The sequence below is a fragment of the Streptomyces sp. NPDC055140 genome, assembly GCF_053607285.1.
The window spans coordinates 181,294-195,803 of record NZ_JBSGTG010000003.1; the positions used below are offsets into that span (position 1 = coordinate 181,294).

Here is a 14,510-nt window from a genome sequence, read left to right on the forward strand (position 1 = left end):
GGGCTGTGACACGCGCCGCGCCCCGTGTCCCACGGAGTCGATCCGTGGCGCACGGGGCGCGGTCGGGGCCTGCGGCGTGGTCAGCGTCGGGCGACGCCCTCGGCGCGCGCGGCGGCGGCGACGGCCGCGGTCACCGCGGGAGCGACCCGCTCGTCGAACGGCGAGGGGATGACGTACCCGGCGTCCAGGTCGTCACCGACCACGTCGGCGAGCGCGTCCGCAGCCGCGATCTTCATGCCCTCGGTGATCCGCGACGCCCGCACCTGGAGCGCACCGGCGAAGATGCCGGGGAAGGCGAGGACGTTGTTGATCTGGTTCGGGTAGTCGGAGCGCCCGGTCGCGACGACCGCCGCGTACTTGTGGGCCACGTCCGGGTGAACCTCGGGGTTCGGGTTGGCCATCGCGAAGACGAAGGCGCCGGGCGCCATCGAGGCGACCGCGGGCTCCGGGACCGTACCGCCGGAGACGCCGATGAAGACGTCCGCGCCGGCGAGCGCGGTCTCGAGCGAACCCGTGATGTTGGCCTTGTTGGTGAGCTCGGCCAGCTCGCGCTTGACGTCCGTGAGGTCCTCGCGGTCCCGGCTGACGATGCCCTTGCGGTCCGCGACCGCCACGTCGCCGAGCCCCGCCTCGAGGAGGAACTTGGCGATGGCGACACCGGCCGCACCGGCGCCCGAGATCACGGCGCGCAGCTCGCCGAGCGTGCGCCCGCTGAGCTTGGCCGCGTTCTTCAGCGCCGCCAGCGTGACCACGGCGGTGCCGTGCTGGTCGTCGTGGAAGACCGGGATGTCGAGCCGCTCCTGGAGCCTGCGCTCGATCTCGAAGCAGCGCGGCGCCGAGATATCCTCGAGGTTCACACCGCCGAACGAGGGAGCGAGGCGGACGACGGTCTCGATGATCTCGTCCGTGTCGGTCGTGCCGAGCGCGATCGGCACCGCGTCGACGCCGCCGAACTGCTTGAACAGGATCGCTTTGCCCTCCATCACCGGGAGGGACGCCTCGGGACCGATGTCCCCGAGGCCGAGCACCGCGGTGCCGTCGGTGACGACGGCAACGACGGACGACTTCCACGTGTAGTCGTGGACGAGCTCGGGATTCTCCGCGATCGCGGAGCAGACCTTCGCGACGCCCGGCGTGTACGCCAGGGACAGGTCGTCCTTGTTACGCACCGGCACGGTGGCCTGCACGGCCATCTTGCCGCCGCGGTGCAGTGCGAAGGCCGGATCGAAGGGCTCTTCGGCGCTTTCGTTGCCGGTATGCGCCGGGCCCGCACTGGCCTGGCCGGAACCGGCGTCGCTGCGAGGATTGACGATCTCCGCTGCCACTTGTATGACCCCTTAAGTCTTAATCATCAGTTGAGGGTGGGTCCGCTCCTGGTTGAGGAACGGGCGGGCACCGCGTATGACCCAGATGTCGGGTGTCTTGCACTCGTACGGGTCGGTACGCGATGGGCGCGCCGCACGCGCGCCCTGAGCCCCGGATGAGGGGTGTAAAGAACCTTCTTACCTGACGGACGCCACCCCGGACGAGTCCATTTGTGATCGATCACAGCGCGGTGACATGACTCATAGCCAAGGATCCGGATATTAGGGGCCGGACCTCAAGTCGAGCTCAAAGCCGATGGGGCGTCGCCCACATGGTGAGACGCGAACCGTGGGGCCGCAGATCTTCCGGCCTGACGGCGCTGTCGCCGCAGATATTCGCTCACCCGTTGGGGCGATGTACCGACCTGTCGGGGTCCGGGAGCGGTACGGGGGTAACCCGTTATCCGATTTTGACATAACAAGGGCCCTGAATGGCCCGATCCGAATGGCAAGATGCCGTAATCACACGAGGTCGCGACACTCGAAGGTGTGTGCCGGATCTCTGCATCGGCTACTCCCTCACCCTGCCGGAGGAACCAGAAATGACCGCAAGCACCACCCGTCGTTCGACCGCTGCGAAGTCCGCGAAGTCCCGGATTGCCGTGGTCGGCGCGATCGCGGTCGCCGGCACTCTGCTGCTGTCCGGCTGCGGTGACCAGACCAAGGACAAGAGCGCGCCCGCCGACTCCACCAAGGGCGCCCCGCTCGCGAACAAGCTCCCCAAGGAGATCCGCGACAAGGGCGTCATCACGGTCGGTTCCGACATCGCGTACGCGCCGGTCGAGTTCAAGGACAAGTCCGGCAACACGGCGGGCATCGACCCCGACCTCGCGGCCGCCATGGGCAAGCAGCTCGGCGTGAAGTTCGAGTTCCAGAACGGCACGTTCGACACCCTCATCACGGGTCTGCGCTCCAAGCGCTACGACATCGCGATGTCTGCCATGACGGACACCAAGGACCGGCAGAACGGTGTCGACTCCGACACCGGCAAGAAGGTCGGCGAGGGCGTCGACTTCGTGGACTACTTCGACGCGGGCGTCTCGATCTACACGCCGAAGGGCAAGACCCAGGGCATCAAGACCTGGGACGACCTGTGCGGCAAGAAGATCGTCGTCCAGCGCGGCACGGTCTCGCACGACCTGGCCAAGGCGCAGGCCAAGAAGTGCCCGGCCGGCAAGAAGCTCGCCATCGAGTCGTTCGACGACGACCAGCAGGCCCAGACCCGGCTGCGCGCGGGCGGCGCGGACGCCGGCTCCTCCGACTTCCCGGTCGCCGCGTACGCGGTGAAGACCTCGGGCGGCGGCAAGGACTTCGAGATCGTCGGTGACCAGGTCGAGGCCGCCCCGTACGGCATCGCCGTCGCCAAGGGCAACACCCAGCTGCGGGACGCCCTGAGTGCGGCGCTCGACGCCGTCATCAAGAACGGCGAGTACGAGAAGATCATCGCCAAGTGGGGCGTCGAGGCCGGCGCGGTCAAGGAAGCCACCGTCAACGGCGGCAAGTGACCGCGTCCCTTTCGTCACCCAGCCGTTTGAAAGGCAACACCCGTGTCTGTTGACATCGACAAGACGGACGGGCCCGAGGACGTCCCGCCGCCGCCCAAGGCGGGCCCCGAGGCCATCAAGGCGATCCCGGTCCGGCACTACGGCCGCTATGTGGCCGCCGTCGTCGCGATCGCCGCGCTCGCGGCGATCATCTACGCGTTCGCCCAGGGCAAGATCAACTGGGGTGCGATCCCGGACTACTTCTTCGACGACCGCATCCTCAGGGGCGTCGGCCAGACCCTGCTGCTGACCGTGATCTCCATGGTCATCGGTGTGGCCGGCGGCATCCTGCTCGCCGTGATGCGCCTCTCGCGCAACCCGGTGACGTCGTCGATCGCCTGGTTCTACATCTGGTTCTTCCGCGGTACGCCGGTCCTGGTCCAGCTGTTCGTCTGGTTCAACCTGGGCCTGGTCTTCGAGTACATCAACCTCGGCCCGATCTACAAGGACTACTGGTCCTCGTTCATGACGCCGTTCCTGACGGCGCTGCTCGGACTCGGCCTGAACGAGGCCGCGTACATGGCGGAGATCTGCCGCGCCGGCCTGCTCTCGGTCGACGAGGGCCAAACCGAGGCCTCGCACGCCCTCGGCATGAGCCACTCCAAGACCCTGCGCCGGATCGTGATCCCGCAGGCGATGCGAGTGATCGTGCCGCCCACGGGCAACGAGGTCATCAACATGCTGAAGACGACCTCGCTGGTGTCGGCGGTGCAGTTCTACGAACTCTTCCGCTACGCCCAGGACATCGGCCAGACCTCCGGCGCGCCGGTGGAGATGTACTTCCTGGCCGCTGCCTGGTACCTGGTGATGACGTCGGTCCTGAGCGTCGGCCAGTACTACCTGGAGCGCTACTACGCCCGCGGTTCCAGCCGCTCGCTTCCTCCGACGCCGTTCCAGAAGATCAAGGCGAACCTGCTGTCGCTCTCGAACCGTAAGGGGGTCACGGCATGACCGCCATGGTGAAGTCCGAAGGCGTCCACAAGTCCTTCGGCCACGTCGAGGTCCTCAAGGGCATCGACCTCGAGGTCAAGGAGGGCGAGGTCTTCTGCCTCATCGGCCCCTCCGGCTCCGGCAAGTCGACCTTCCTGCGGTGCATCAACCACCTGGAGAAGATCAACGCCGGCCGGCTCTACGTCGACGGCGAACTGGTCGGCTACCGGCAGAAGGGCGACAAGCTCTACGAGCTGAAGGACAGCGAGGTCGCGCTCAAGCGCCGGGACATCGGCATGGTGTTCCAGCGCTTCAACCTCTTCCCGCACCTGACGGCTCTCGAGAACGTCATGGAGGCGCCGGTCCAGGTCAAGCGCCAGTCCCGGGCGCAGGCGCGGCAGCGGGCGGGCGAGCTCCTGGAGCGCGTGGGTCTCGCCGACAAGGCGGGGAACTACCCCTCGCAGCTCTCCGGCGGCCAGCAGCAGCGCGTGGCGATCGCCCGTGCGCTGGCGATGGACCCGAAGCTGATGCTCTTCGACGAGCCGACATCGGCCCTCGACCCCGAGCTCGTCGGCGACGTCCTCGACGTGATGCGTGACCTCGCCGAGTCCGGCATGACGATGATCGTCGTGACGCACGAGATGGGCTTCGCGCGCGAGGTCGGCGACAGCCTCGTCTTCATGGACGGCGGCGTGGTCGTCGAGTCGGGCCACCCGCGCGACGTCCTGACGAACCCGCAGCACGAGCGCACGCAGTCCTTCCTGTCGAAGGTGCTGTAGCTCCGCGTACGCGGAAGGAGGGGGCGGTACGGACACCATGTCCGCACCGCCCCCTCCTGTATGCGCGGATGCGCAGGGCTACTTGACCGCGAGCACCAGTGCGTCCGAGGGCGAGCGCCACACCGGGCGGGCCTCGGCGAACCCGGCGGCGCGCAGGGTGCGGGCGTGCCAGTCGGCCGACGGGGTCTCGCCGTCGGCGTGCTCCCCGTAGATCTCGAAGCGCTTCGCGGTGGGTCCGGCGAGTACCGGGTCCTTGGCGGCGAGGGCCCACCACTCGGCCCAGTCGAGCGCGCCGGAGGCCTTGGCGCGGTCCATCTGCGCGTGGCGGTGGGCGCGCTCGGCGGCGTTGATCCGGGGCGTGGTGTCGTCGATCATGTGGTCGGCGTTCATGAAGACACCGCCGTCGCGGACGAGGCCGGCGATCTGTCCGTAGAGGGTGGCGAGCGGTTCGTTGTGCAGCCAGTGCAGGGCGGTGGCGGTGAGGACCGCGTCGTACGAGGTGTGCGGCAGCCGCGCGGCCCAGTGCGGGTCCTTGAGGTCGGCGGTCACGAAGGTGACGCGGTCGTCGCCCGCGAAGGTGCCCTCGGCGATGGCGAGCAGCGCGGGGTCGAGGTCGACGCCGACACTGGTGGCTCCGGGGAACCTCTTCAGGAGCCGGTCCGTAATACTTCCCGTACCGCACGCGAGGTCGAGCACGCGCGGCGTGGGCCCGGCGAAGGCCTCCACCATGTCGAGCATGACCCGCAGCCGCTCCTCGCGGTCGGGCATGTACCACTCCTGCTGCCGGTCCCAGCTGTCCTGCCAGGCGCGCCAGTCGGCGGTGACTCCGGCGGTTTCCGTAGATCCCGTCATCGAGAACCCTCCCGTACGTAATACCCTCGAAGCAAGAGCAGCTATTACTCCCGTCACTGACGAAGATAGACCGCCCCGGTAAGGACTACAAGTGGAACTGGCCTATTACTCGGACTACGCCGTACGTCTGGTCAACAGCGAGGAGCCGGGGCGAGGCAAGGACTCCCTGACCACGGTCGAAGCCGTGCGCGACCTGTTCGGCGCGAACCAGTCGGCGGCCCGGCGCGCCACGGACGCCGACCTGACCCGCTTCCGCGGCGTACGGGCGCGCCTGCGCTCGGTGTTCGAGGCGGCGGACGGCGGCGACGAGACGCTCGCGGTCGACCTGCTGAACTCGCTCCTCCTGGAGTTCCCGGTGAGCCCGCAGATCTCCGGGCACGACCACCGGGACGACGACGACCGCCCGTTGTGGCACATGCACCTCGCGGACCACCCGTCGAACGCGACAGCGGGATACGCGGCCATCGCCGCGATGGGCCTCGCCTTCCACCTCACGGAGTACGGCGTGGACCGCCTCGGCCTGTGCGAGGCGTCGCCGTGCCGCAACGCCTACCTGGACACGTCGACGAACCGCTCCCGGCGCTACTGCTCGGACCGCTGCGCGACCCGCGCCAACGTCGCCGCCTACCGCGCCCGCAAGCGCGCCGAGGCGGACCGGTCGGACAGCACGGGGCGCAGCGCCGAGAAGGCCCACGAGGCCACGGCCACCACGGACCGCTGACGCTCGCCCTCCACCCACGGCTTGCGGCGGCGCAGGCGCCCGCGCACCTTGGCGAGCACGAGGTCGTCGGGCACCGCCCCGTACACCTCGCTGTCGCCGCCGGCGTCGGGGTTGTCGCCGAGCACCCACCAACCCCCTTCCCGCCGCCCGGAGATCCGCTTCACCACGAGCAGATCCTGCTGGAAGGGGTGGCGCAGGATGACCACGTCCCCCGGCCGTACCCGGGTGCCGTGCTGCACGAGCATCCAGTCGCCGGGATACAGCGTGGGCACCATGGACGGCCCGTCCACCTCGATGATTTGAAACGGCACCCTGGCCTCCCGCGTCTCCTTTGCCGTCTCAGGCATCAGACATCCTCCCCGGTTCCGCCCGCCGGACCTCCGGTCCCATCCTCCATCAGTCCCGGTCCGGCCCTGGACTTTTGCCCTAAGCCCATGGGGGCACCCGAGAAAACCCCTCTGCCACGGAGTAATGTCCCACCTGAGAAGACGATCACGAGGAAGGACAGCTACATGCTTTCCCGCCTGTTTGCCCCCAAGGTGAAGGCCAGCGCGCACTGCGACCTGCCCTGCGGCGTGTACGACCCGGCCCAGGCCCGCATCGAGGCGGAGTCGGTCAAGGCCGTCCAGGACAAGATGGCCGCCAACGACGACGCACAGTTCCAGACGCGCGCCATCATCATCAAGGAGCAGCGCGCCGAGCTCGCCAAGCACCACGTGTCGGTGCTGTGGAGCGACTACTTCAAGCCCCCGCACTTCGAGAAGTACCCGGAGCTCAGCCAGCTGGTCAACGACACCCTGAAGGCCCTCTCGGCCGCCAAGGCGTCGAGCGACCCGGCGACGGGCCAGAAGGCTCTGGACTACATCGCCCAGATCGACAAGATCTTCTGGGAGACGAAGAAGGCCTGACGCCTTCGCGTCACCTGTCCGACAGCACCCGGCGTCCGCGCGGAGCCGGGTGCTGTCGGCGTCTTCGGCCCGCTCGGGTAACGTCGCCCGGATGGACCACTCGCGTCGCCCCCGCATCCTCTACGTCACCGATCTCGCGTACCCGGCCCGTGGCCGCCGCTACTGCGACGAGGACATAGCCCTCTCGGCGCGGCTGCGCGAGGACTTCGACGTGGCGCTGTGCCATCCGCTGGACGCCGCCGCGCTGATGGACGGCTTCGACGCGGTCGTCGTGCGTAACAGCGGGCCCGTGCTGCACTATCAGGCCGCCTACGACGCGTTCCGTGAGCAGGCGCTCGCGCGCGGGGTACGGGTCTACAACGCGCTGTCCGGGAAGGCCGACATGGCGGGTAAGGGGTATCTGCTCGACCTGACCACCGCCGGGTATCCCGTCATCCCGACCGTCGCCCGCGCCGCCGATCTCCCTCTGCTGCCCGAGGCGGACGAGTACGTGGTCAAGCCGCTGCTCGGCGCCGACTCCATCGGTCTCGCGTTCGTCGGCCGCGAGGCGCTGCCCGGCCTGGAGTTCGACGGCGTCCTCGTCCAGCCGCGGATCCGCTTCCGGTACGAGGTGTCGTTCTACTTCGTCGACCGCACGCTCCAGTACGCCCTGTACGCGCCCCGGCCGGACGAGCGGTGGGTCCTCGAACCGTACGAACCCACCGACGCGGACCGGGAGTTCGCGCAGAAGTTCGTCGACTGGAACACCATCGGTCACGGCATCCAGCGCGTGGACGCGTGCCGCACGCCGGAGGGCGAGCTGCTCCTGGTCGAGCTGGAGGACCTCAATCCGTATCTGTCCCTGGATCTGGTCGACGCGGGCACACGGGACGCGTTCGTGGCGGCGATGGCGGACTCGCTGCGGGGGCTACTGGCCGACGGGGTCTGAGGAGGACGGCCGGCTGAAGCGGAGCTTGTCCTTCTCGCGGGCGCCCAGGCGCCGGTAGAAGCGGATCGCCCCGTCGTTCCAGACCGGCGTCTGCCACTGGATCTCGGCGATCCCGAGTGCTCGGGCCTCCGCCGCCACGGCGTCCATGAGGAGCGGTCCGAGGCCGAGTCCGCGGTGGCCGGGGCGGAGGTACAGACAGTCCATGTGGAGGTACTCGCACCCGTCCCAGGTGGAGATCGCGGGCTCGCAGGTCGCGTAGCCGACGAGCGTGCCGTCGGCGGGCTCCGCGACCAGGCAGCGCAGGCGGGGCGTGGCGGTGGTGAACAGGAGCGTGTGCAGGCGGTCGGCGAGGCCGGGCGCCGGGGGGTCCGCCTTCTCGTATGCGGCGTGCTCCGCGGCGAGCCGGGCCACTTGGGGCAGGTCGCCGGGTCGGGCGTGCCGCACGCTCACCTGTGCGTCGGTCACCGGGCGTCCTCCTTCGTGACGTCCGCGGACCAGTCGGCGAGGCGGTCCGCGAGGGGGCCTGGGCCGTCGAGGACGTGGCGGGTGAACGCGGTGCGCTCATGGGCGAGTACGGCCGCCTCCCGGACGCAGGGGGCGAGGCCGGTGCGGCCGGGCCGTAGCAGTTCCGGGTGGCCCGCGGGTCCGGTGAAGACCGCGAGGTCGGACATGTGGCCCTCGATCCAGGTGTGGACGAGGACGTAGTCGCCGTCTCCCCCGGCGTGCAGCAGGACCATGGCGAGGCCCAACGAGCCCCGGACGGCGCCGAGCGTCAGGTGGGCGCCGACGAGCGGCATGACCGCGGCGACGTCCCGCTCCGTCACCGCGCGCCCCGGCGCCTCGATGGCGTACGTCTTGACGAGGTGACCGCCGTGCTCACCGCTGCCCAACGGGCGTACGGCGCGCGCGTGGTGGCCGTCGGCGAGGGCGAGGAGCGCGTCCTGGTCGACGGCCACCGGGAGGGCCGGTGCTGCGGCTGTGTTCTCCGTGTGGTCGGACATGGCCCCATCATGCAGGGCCGAGGGCTCAGGCGTCCGCCCTGTCACGCGGTCGCCGGGGCGCGAGGAACAGCGCGGCGAGCGCCGAACCCGCGGCCACCAGGAGGGAGTTGACGAGTACGGCCGTGGAGACTCCGGACAGCACCGCGTCCGGACCGATCGCCCCGCCCATGCGGGCCGTGGCGATCGCGCTCATCACCGGGATGCCCAGGGTGATACCGACCTGCTGGGTCATGGTCGCGAGGCCGGTGGCGAGGCCCTGCTCCTCGTCGGGCAGCCCGGACGTGGCCGTCACCATGAAGCCGACGATCACCAGCATGTTGCCGACGCCCCCGACGAACGTGGCCGCGAGGAGCAGCCAGATCCAGGCCCCCGACGTGCCGAGCGCCACCAGGGCGAGCGTCGCGACGGCCTGGACGGCGCCGCCGACGACGATCGTGGTCCGGTTGCCGAGGCGTCCGACGGCGCGGCCGCCGAGCGTGCCGCCGATCACGGTGCCGAGCCCGAGGACGCCGAAGGCGAGCCCGGTCGCGAGCGGCGAGTAGCCGAGGACTTCCTGGAGGTAGAGCGTGAGCAGGAAGACGAGGGACGTCTCGGTGACGAAGGCGATGAGCCCGGCCGCGTTGCCCCAGATCACGGTGCGTCGCTTGAGGACGTGGAGCGGGACGAGGGGCGCGGCGGCCCGCTTCTCGACGAACCGGAAGGCGACGAGGAGCGCGGCTCCGGAAAGGAGCGCGGCCAGGGTCGCGGGGGCGCCCCAGCCGGTCTCGCCGGCCTGCGTGAGCCCGTAGACGAGGAGCAGGAGTCCGCCGGTGACGGTCGCGGCGCCCGGTACGTCGAGGCGCGGGCGGCGGTCCGGGCGCGAGTCGGTGATGACGGACGGGGCGAGGGCGAGGACGAGGGCGGCGACGGGGACGTTGACGAAGAAGGCCCAGCGCCAGGAGAGCAGGTCGGTGAGGAGCCCGCCGAGGATGGCACCCGCGGTGAACCCGGCGGACATCAGGGCGCCGTTGAGGCCGAGGGCGCGTTCGCGCAGCGGCCCCTCCTTGAAGGCGGTGGTCAGGAGGGCGAGTCCGGCCGGGGTGACGGCCGCGGTCGCGAGTCCCTGCAACACCCGCGCCACGAGCAGGACTTCGGGCGAGGTGGCGAGGCCGCCCAGGAAGGACGAGGCGCCGAGGACCGCCATGCCGGCGAGGAACAGCCGCTTGCGGCCCACGAGGTCGGCCACGCGGCCGAAGAGGAGCGTGAACCCGGCGGCGGCGAGCGCGAACGCCGTGGCGATCCACTGGAGACGGGAGAGCGAGAAGCCGAGCCCCTCGCCGACGACGGGCAGCGCGACGTTCAGGATCGAGAAGTCCACGGCGATCATGAACTGGGCGCCGAGGAGGAGGGTGAGGACGAGCTTCTGGCGGGCCGTCATACGCGGGGAGGGTGCGACGGCCGGGGCGGGGGCGGTCTGCGTGGGCGCCGACATGGGGCACTCCTTAAATGGTTCTACGTTCCCGTTAAGGCATGCCAAACGTAGCAGAGCGGAGAGCCTAAAGGGAACTGCAGTACCGTTACGTGGTGGTGAGTACCTCGCGCATGTTGTCCCGCACCGTCTCCTGGCCCCGCCGCACCGACTCGTACGCGGACCTGTGGCGCGCGAGGTCGGCCCGCTGCTCCTCGGACAGCACGGACCACCACACCCCGGCCGTGTTGTGCTCGCGCTTGCACTCGATGTCGGCGACGGCCGTGTTCAGCTCCGGTCGCGAATGCGAGGTGTTGCCACCGTCGTCGCGCTTCCACGCCTTGTCACGGAAGGCGTCGTCGGGGGTGGCGTACCGCTTGAGCCCCTTGTCCACGACGCACTGCGACCAGGCCTTGAGCACGCGCCGCATCCGCTTGTCCTTCATAGCCGCCGTCTCCAGGACGACCTCCCGCCGCGAGACGTACGCCCACGTGCGGCGCAGGTCTCGCACACCGCGGTAGAGGCGCTTGTCCGCGCGGCCCAGGCAGCCCTCCTCTGGAACACGCCTGCCGAGGATCGTCGGCCTCCCGCCCGTCCGGTGCCCCCGGTAGACGTACGACTCGTCGACCGTCATACGACGGCCCCCGGGCTCGACATCGACGTCCCGCTCCGGGTCCCAGCCGTACCCCCAGCGCCGCGCCTTCCCCAGATCGAACTCCCCCGCGGGATCCCGGTTCACGGCCACGATGGCCAACGCGCCGGGATTCGGGCTCTTCGGGTCGCGCGGGAAGTCGGCGAAGCCGAAGTCGCGCATGCACCGCTGTGCGAGGAGGGTCCGGGCGCGCTGGAGCGTGCCGTACGCCTCGTCGTCCTCGGCGGTGAACTGGTAGCGGTGCAGAGGCAGTTCGGGCAGGTCCTTCGCCTCGCGGACGATCGGGACTCCGTCCGCCGTCCGCCGCCCGCCGGACGGCGCACCGTCGCACCCCGCCAGCAGGACCACCGCCATCGCCGCCGCGACCCCCACGGGGCCGCCCCCTCGCCGTACGCGCACCGAACCCCCTCGGCCGGCTCGCGCCGGCCCGTCCCCGTCGGGGGCGAGCCGCCCCCGGATCCGAACGTCCGTCCGACTGAAGGGCGAACCGAAGGGACCTTAGCGGACCGGCCCGCCGCCCCAGACCCGCACCTCGGTGACGGCCTCGACCGGCAACGGCCCGTAGATGTGCGGGAATTCGTCGGCACCCGGCTCCGGCGCCTCGAACCTGACCGGCGCGGACACCCGCTCGCTGTCGATGACCAGCACCACCAGCTCGTCGGGCCCGTCGTACCCGCCGTACAGGAAGTCGGCGACCCCCCGCAGCTGGTGCGCCAGCGAGCAGTGGATGAAGCCCTCCTCGGCGAGGGTCTTGCCGCGCGTGGACATCTCGTAGGCGCCGGACGCGCGGGCCGCGTCCCACAGGGAGCGCTCGGTGATGTGCAGGAGTTCGGTCATGCCCACCAACCTACGAGCTGATCGCTCGGGCCTGTGTCGCCCCTCTGCCGACGCGGCCGCCTCAGCCGAGCCGGGCCGCCCGCAGCTGGAGGTAGCGCTGCTCCGGGCGGCTGAGCGTGCCGCCCGCCGCCTCCTGATAGGCCGCCCGCGCGGCGTCGCGGTCCCCGGCCAGCTCCAGGAGGTGGCCCCGGACGGCGGCGAGCCGGTGGTGCCCGCCGAGGGCGTCCACCAGCTTGTCCGTCTCCGTCAGGCCCGCCTCGGGGCCGTGCACCATGGCGACGGCGACGGCCCGGCCGAGCGCGGCCATCGCCTCCCCCTCGGGCACGACCCGCACGAGCAGGTCGTAGAGGGCGAGAATCTGCGGCCAGTCGGTCTCCGCGGCGTCGGCCGCCTCGTCGTGCAACGCGGCGATGGCCGCCTGGAGTTGATACGGGCCGACCGGTCCGCGCGGGAGGACGAGGGCGACCAGCGCGACGCCTTCGTCGATCTCGGCGCGATCCCACAGGGTGCGGTCCTGTTCGTCGAGTCGGACCAGTTCGCCCGCCGCGTCGGTGCGGGCGGCGCGGCGGGCGTCGGTCAGCAGCATGAGGGCGAGCAGCCCCGCGACCTCGCCGTCGCCGGGCAGCAGCTCCCGCACGGCCCGGGTCAGCCGGATCGCCTCGCGGGCCAGGTCGGCGCGCTGCAACTGGGGCCCGGACGTGGCCGTATACCCCTCGTTGAAGATCAGGTAGAGGATCTGGAGCACGGCGGGCAGCCGCTCGCGCCAGTCCTCGGGCAGGCGGAACCGTACGCCTCGTACGCGCTGCTTGGCGCGGCTGATGCGCTGCGCCATCGTCGGCTCGGGGACCAGGTGGGCGCGGGCGATCTCGGCGGTCGTGAGGCCACCGACGGCGCGCAGGGTGAGGGCGACCTGGGCGGCGGGGGTCAGCTCCGGGTGGCAGCACAGGTAGAGCAGGGTGAGGGTGTCGTCCTCGGAGGGCGCGCGGCTCTCGCCGGGCGGCGGGGCCGTGAACGCGTCGCGCGGGGTGAGCGCGGCGTCCGCCTCCTCGCGCCTGCGCCGCGCGTCGTCACTGCGCAGGGTGTCGACGAGGCGGCGGGACGCGACCTTGATGAGCCAGCCGCGCGGGTTGTCGGGCACCCCGGCGTCGGGCCACTGGCGTGCGGCGGCGAGCAGGGCCTCCTGCACGGCGTCCTCGGCGGCGTCGAAGTGTCCGTAGCGGCGGACCAGCGCGCCGAGGACCTGCGGCGCCTGGCGGCGCAGCAGGTCCTCGGTCGGCGTGGTCAGCAAAGGTCGCCACCACTGTCCAGGATGGGGCGGATCACGACGGGGCGGACGGGTGCGCCCGCGGGGGCGGGACACTCGGCCACGCGCTTGGCGATCTCGGTGACGCGGTCGAGGTTCTCGCACTCGAGGATCCAGAAACCGGCGAGCAGTTCCTTCGTCTCCCCGTAGGGGCCGTCACTGATGACGGGTCGCCCCTCCGCGTCCGGCGTGACGAACCGGGTCTTCGCGGGCTCCGCCAGACCTTCGCCGGCGAGCATCTCGCCGGTCTCGGCGAGGTCGTCGTTGATCTTCTGCATGTGGGCGAACATCGTCTGGATGTCCTTCTCGCCCCAGGCCGGATTGCCCTCGGACGCCTTGCCCGCCATGGCTTCGTAGTCGAGCTGGGTGCCCGTCACCATCATCAGGTACTTCATGGCTGTGCGCTCCTTCGGCCAAGCCGCCCGCCGGGCGCGGGCGGCTTCACTGGAGACGTCGGAGCGGCAGCAGCGTTCTCGACACCGCCCGGAGAAAAATTCTAGCCGGGGAGCCCCTGCCTCTTCCTGCTGTACGTCCGCACGATCACGCCGTTGCCGAACGTCCGGTTCTCCTCCAGGGCGAACTCGCCGATCGCGAACCCGGATCCGAACATCGGCATACCCGAGCCGAACACCAGCGGGTACGTCTTGATCACCAGCTCGTCCACCTCGTCGGCGAGCACACCGGCGAGCGTCGCGCCGCCGCACAGCCAGATGCCGAACTCGCTGTCCTCCGCCTTCAGTTCGCGGACCTTGCCGACGACGTCATCGGCGACGATCTCCACGTTCGGGTCGGGGGACTTCTCGATCGAGCGCGCCGCGACGTACTCGCGCAGGTGCCCGTACGGGCTGGTCAGGCCTGCGTCGAGGCCGACCTGGTAGCTGGCCCGGCCCTGGATGACGGTGTCGAAGCGCCTGTTGGCCAGGTGCTCGAGACCGAGGATCCGCCGTCCCTCAGCCGAGATGGTCTCGGGGTACTCGGCCTTGAGGAACTCGAGGAACCCTTTGTCCACGAAGGGCATGAAGGCGTTCGCGTCTCCGTCGGGACCGCCGATGAATCCGTCGATCGACACGGCGACGAAGTACGTGAGCTTTCGCAAGTGGGTCTCTTTCCGCAGGTGACAGGGGGGTTCGGGTGGGCCGCTGTACGGGCTTCCGTGCCGGTCGCTCCACTCGAGGCCGCGACTCGAAGCCGTGACTCCGAAGCCGTGCCCCGAAGCCGTGACCCCGCTCGAACAACTGCAGTTA

General features: G+C 70.4%; 17 protein-coding genes. 6 read left to right on the plus strand and 11 right to left on the minus strand.

The genetic code is table 11. From position 1 onward, the window contains the following. Window positions 1–80: 80 nt before the first annotated feature. Window positions 81–1,325: an NAD(P)-dependent malic enzyme gene (locus ACWFR4_RS08480; protein ID WP_453455295.1), complete on the minus strand. Its 1,245-nt coding sequence runs from the start codon at window positions 1,323–1,325 to the stop codon at window positions 81–83. Between the two features lie 581 nt (window positions 1,326–1,906). On the opposite strand from ACWFR4_RS08480, the gene ACWFR4_RS08485 reads away from it, so the two are divergent. The 3 genes from ACWFR4_RS08485 to ACWFR4_RS08495 are packed head-to-tail and all read left to right on the plus strand — an operon-like array spanning window position 1,907 to window position 4,617. Beyond that, on the plus strand, window positions 1,907–2,869 hold the full coding sequence (locus ACWFR4_RS08485; RefSeq protein WP_453455293.1) for an ABC transporter substrate-binding protein: 963 nt from the start codon (window positions 1,907–1,909) through the stop codon (window positions 2,867–2,869). A gap of 42 nt (window positions 2,870–2,911) precedes the next feature. Continuing rightward, the gene (locus ACWFR4_RS08490; RefSeq protein ID WP_382998299.1) at window positions 2,912–3,859 is read left to right on the plus strand and encodes an amino acid ABC transporter permease; all 948 of its coding nucleotides are present in this window, start codon (window positions 2,912–2,914) and stop codon (window positions 3,857–3,859) included. Beyond that, complete coding sequence (locus tag ACWFR4_RS08495; RefSeq protein ID WP_453455290.1) at window positions 3,856–4,617, plus strand: amino acid ABC transporter ATP-binding protein; 762 nt, start codon at window positions 3,856–3,858, stop codon at window positions 4,615–4,617. Before ACWFR4_RS08490 ends, ACWFR4_RS08495 begins: the two co-directional genes overlap by 4 nt. A gap of 78 nt (window positions 4,618–4,695) precedes the next feature. On the opposite strand, the gene ACWFR4_RS08500 is transcribed toward ACWFR4_RS08495, so the two are convergent. After that, window positions 4,696–5,469, minus strand: a complete 774-nt coding sequence (locus ACWFR4_RS08500) for a class I SAM-dependent methyltransferase (protein ID WP_116510054.1) — start codon at window positions 5,467–5,469, stop codon at window positions 4,696–4,698. 91 nt (window positions 5,470–5,560) lie between these two features. Here ACWFR4_RS08500 and ACWFR4_RS08505 point away from each other — a divergent pair, with 91 nt between their 5' ends. Continuing rightward, window positions 5,561–6,190, plus strand: coding sequence for a CGNR zinc finger domain-containing protein (locus ACWFR4_RS08505; RefSeq protein ID WP_372565308.1), 630 nt, complete (start codon window positions 5,561–5,563; stop codon window positions 6,188–6,190). On the opposite strand, the gene sodX is transcribed toward ACWFR4_RS08505, so the two are convergent. Next, on the minus strand, window positions 6,094–6,537 hold the full coding sequence (gene sodX / locus ACWFR4_RS08510; RefSeq protein ID WP_453455288.1) for a nickel-type superoxide dismutase maturation protease: 444 nt from the start codon (window positions 6,535–6,537) through the stop codon (window positions 6,094–6,096). The genes ACWFR4_RS08505 and sodX overlap by 97 nt on opposite strands. A 165-nt stretch (window positions 6,538–6,702) precedes the next feature. On the opposite strand from sodX, the gene sodN reads away from it, so the two are divergent. Both sodN and ACWFR4_RS08520 read left to right on the plus strand, forming a co-directional pair. Then, the gene (sodN, locus tag ACWFR4_RS08515; RefSeq protein WP_453455285.1) at window positions 6,703–7,098 is read left to right on the plus strand and encodes a superoxide dismutase, Ni; all 396 of its coding nucleotides are present in this window, start codon (window positions 6,703–6,705) and stop codon (window positions 7,096–7,098) included. Window positions 7,099–7,189: 91 nt separating this feature from the next. After that, window positions 7,190–8,026: a hypothetical protein gene (locus ACWFR4_RS08520; protein WP_453455283.1), complete on the plus strand. Its 837-nt coding sequence runs from the start codon at window positions 7,190–7,192 to the stop codon at window positions 8,024–8,026. Here ACWFR4_RS08520 and ACWFR4_RS08525 read toward each other — a convergent pair. The 8 genes from ACWFR4_RS08525 to ACWFR4_RS08560 form a co-directional block, all read right to left on the minus strand. Beyond that, on the minus strand, window positions 8,006–8,491 hold the full coding sequence (locus ACWFR4_RS08525; RefSeq protein WP_453455280.1) for an N-acetyltransferase family protein: 486 nt from the start codon (window positions 8,489–8,491) through the stop codon (window positions 8,006–8,008). The genes ACWFR4_RS08520 and ACWFR4_RS08525 overlap by 21 nt on opposite strands. Continuing rightward, window positions 8,488–9,027: a hypothetical protein gene (locus ACWFR4_RS08530; protein ID WP_453651601.1), complete on the minus strand. Its 540-nt coding sequence runs from the start codon at window positions 9,025–9,027 to the stop codon at window positions 8,488–8,490. Before ACWFR4_RS08530 ends, ACWFR4_RS08525 begins: the two co-directional genes overlap by 4 nt. A 25-nt stretch (window positions 9,028–9,052) precedes the next feature. Further along, window positions 9,053–10,498, minus strand: coding sequence for an MFS transporter (locus tag ACWFR4_RS08535; protein ID WP_453651603.1), 1,446 nt, complete (start codon window positions 10,496–10,498; stop codon window positions 9,053–9,055). A gap of 85 nt (window positions 10,499–10,583) precedes the next feature. After that, complete coding sequence (locus ACWFR4_RS08540; RefSeq protein WP_453651605.1) at window positions 10,584–11,498, minus strand: hypothetical protein; 915 nt, start codon at window positions 11,496–11,498, stop codon at window positions 10,584–10,586. A 126-nt stretch (window positions 11,499–11,624) separates the two neighbouring features. After that, window positions 11,625–11,963 carry a DUF952 domain-containing protein gene (locus ACWFR4_RS08545; protein ID WP_453455270.1) on the minus strand — a complete coding sequence of 113 codons (339 nt, stop codon included), beginning with the start codon at window positions 11,961–11,963 and terminating at the stop codon, window positions 11,625–11,627. 61 nt (window positions 11,964–12,024) lie between these two features. Beyond that, entirely contained in the window at window positions 12,025–13,251 is a 1,227-nt protein-coding gene (locus ACWFR4_RS08550; protein ID WP_453455267.1) for an RNA polymerase sigma factor, read from the minus strand. Further along, entirely contained in the window at window positions 13,245–13,661 is a 417-nt protein-coding gene (locus ACWFR4_RS08555; RefSeq protein ID WP_453455265.1) for a YciI family protein, read from the minus strand. Before ACWFR4_RS08555 ends, ACWFR4_RS08550 begins: the two co-directional genes overlap by 7 nt. A 101-nt stretch (window positions 13,662–13,762) precedes the next feature. Further along, window positions 13,763–14,362 carry a dihydrofolate reductase family protein gene (locus ACWFR4_RS08560; protein ID WP_453455263.1) on the minus strand — a complete coding sequence of 200 codons (600 nt, stop codon included), beginning with the start codon at window positions 14,360–14,362 and terminating at the stop codon, window positions 13,763–13,765. Window positions 14,363–14,510: the final 148 nt, after the last annotated feature.

What these genes read in the sequence shown, in the direction of transcription:
- ACWFR4_RS08520 (WP_453455283.1), top strand. Translation starts at nt 7,190, where the DNA reads ATGGACCACTCGCGTCGCCCCCGCATCCTCTACGTCACCGATCTCGCG.
- ACWFR4_RS08555 (WP_453455265.1), bottom strand. Translation starts at nt 13,661, where the DNA reads ATGAAGTACCTGATGATGGTGACGGGCACCCAGCTCGACTACGAAGCC.
- ACWFR4_RS08500 (WP_116510054.1), bottom strand. Translation starts at nt 5,469, where the DNA reads ATGACGGGATCTACGGAAACCGCCGGAGTCACCGCCGACTGGCGCGCC.
- sodN (WP_453455285.1), top strand. Translation starts at nt 6,703, where the DNA reads ATGCTTTCCCGCCTGTTTGCCCCCAAGGTGAAGGCCAGCGCGCACTGC.
- ACWFR4_RS08545 (WP_453455270.1), bottom strand. Translation starts at nt 11,963, where the DNA reads ATGACCGAACTCCTGCACATCACCGAGCGCTCCCTGTGGGACGCGGCC.
- ACWFR4_RS08530 (WP_453651601.1), bottom strand. Translation starts at nt 9,027, where the DNA reads ATGTCCGACCACACGGAGAACACAGCCGCAGCACCGGCCCTCCCGGTG.
- ACWFR4_RS08535 (WP_453651603.1), bottom strand. Translation starts at nt 10,498, where the DNA reads ATGTCGGCGCCCACGCAGACCGCCCCCGCCCCGGCCGTCGCACCCTCC.
- sodX (WP_453455288.1), bottom strand. Translation starts at nt 6,537, where the DNA reads ATGCCTGAGACGGCAAAGGAGACGCGGGAGGCCAGGGTGCCGTTTCAA.
- ACWFR4_RS08485 (WP_453455293.1), top strand. Translation starts at nt 1,907, where the DNA reads ATGACCGCAAGCACCACCCGTCGTTCGACCGCTGCGAAGTCCGCGAAG.
- ACWFR4_RS08495 (WP_453455290.1), top strand. Translation starts at nt 3,856, where the DNA reads ATGACCGCCATGGTGAAGTCCGAAGGCGTCCACAAGTCCTTCGGCCAC.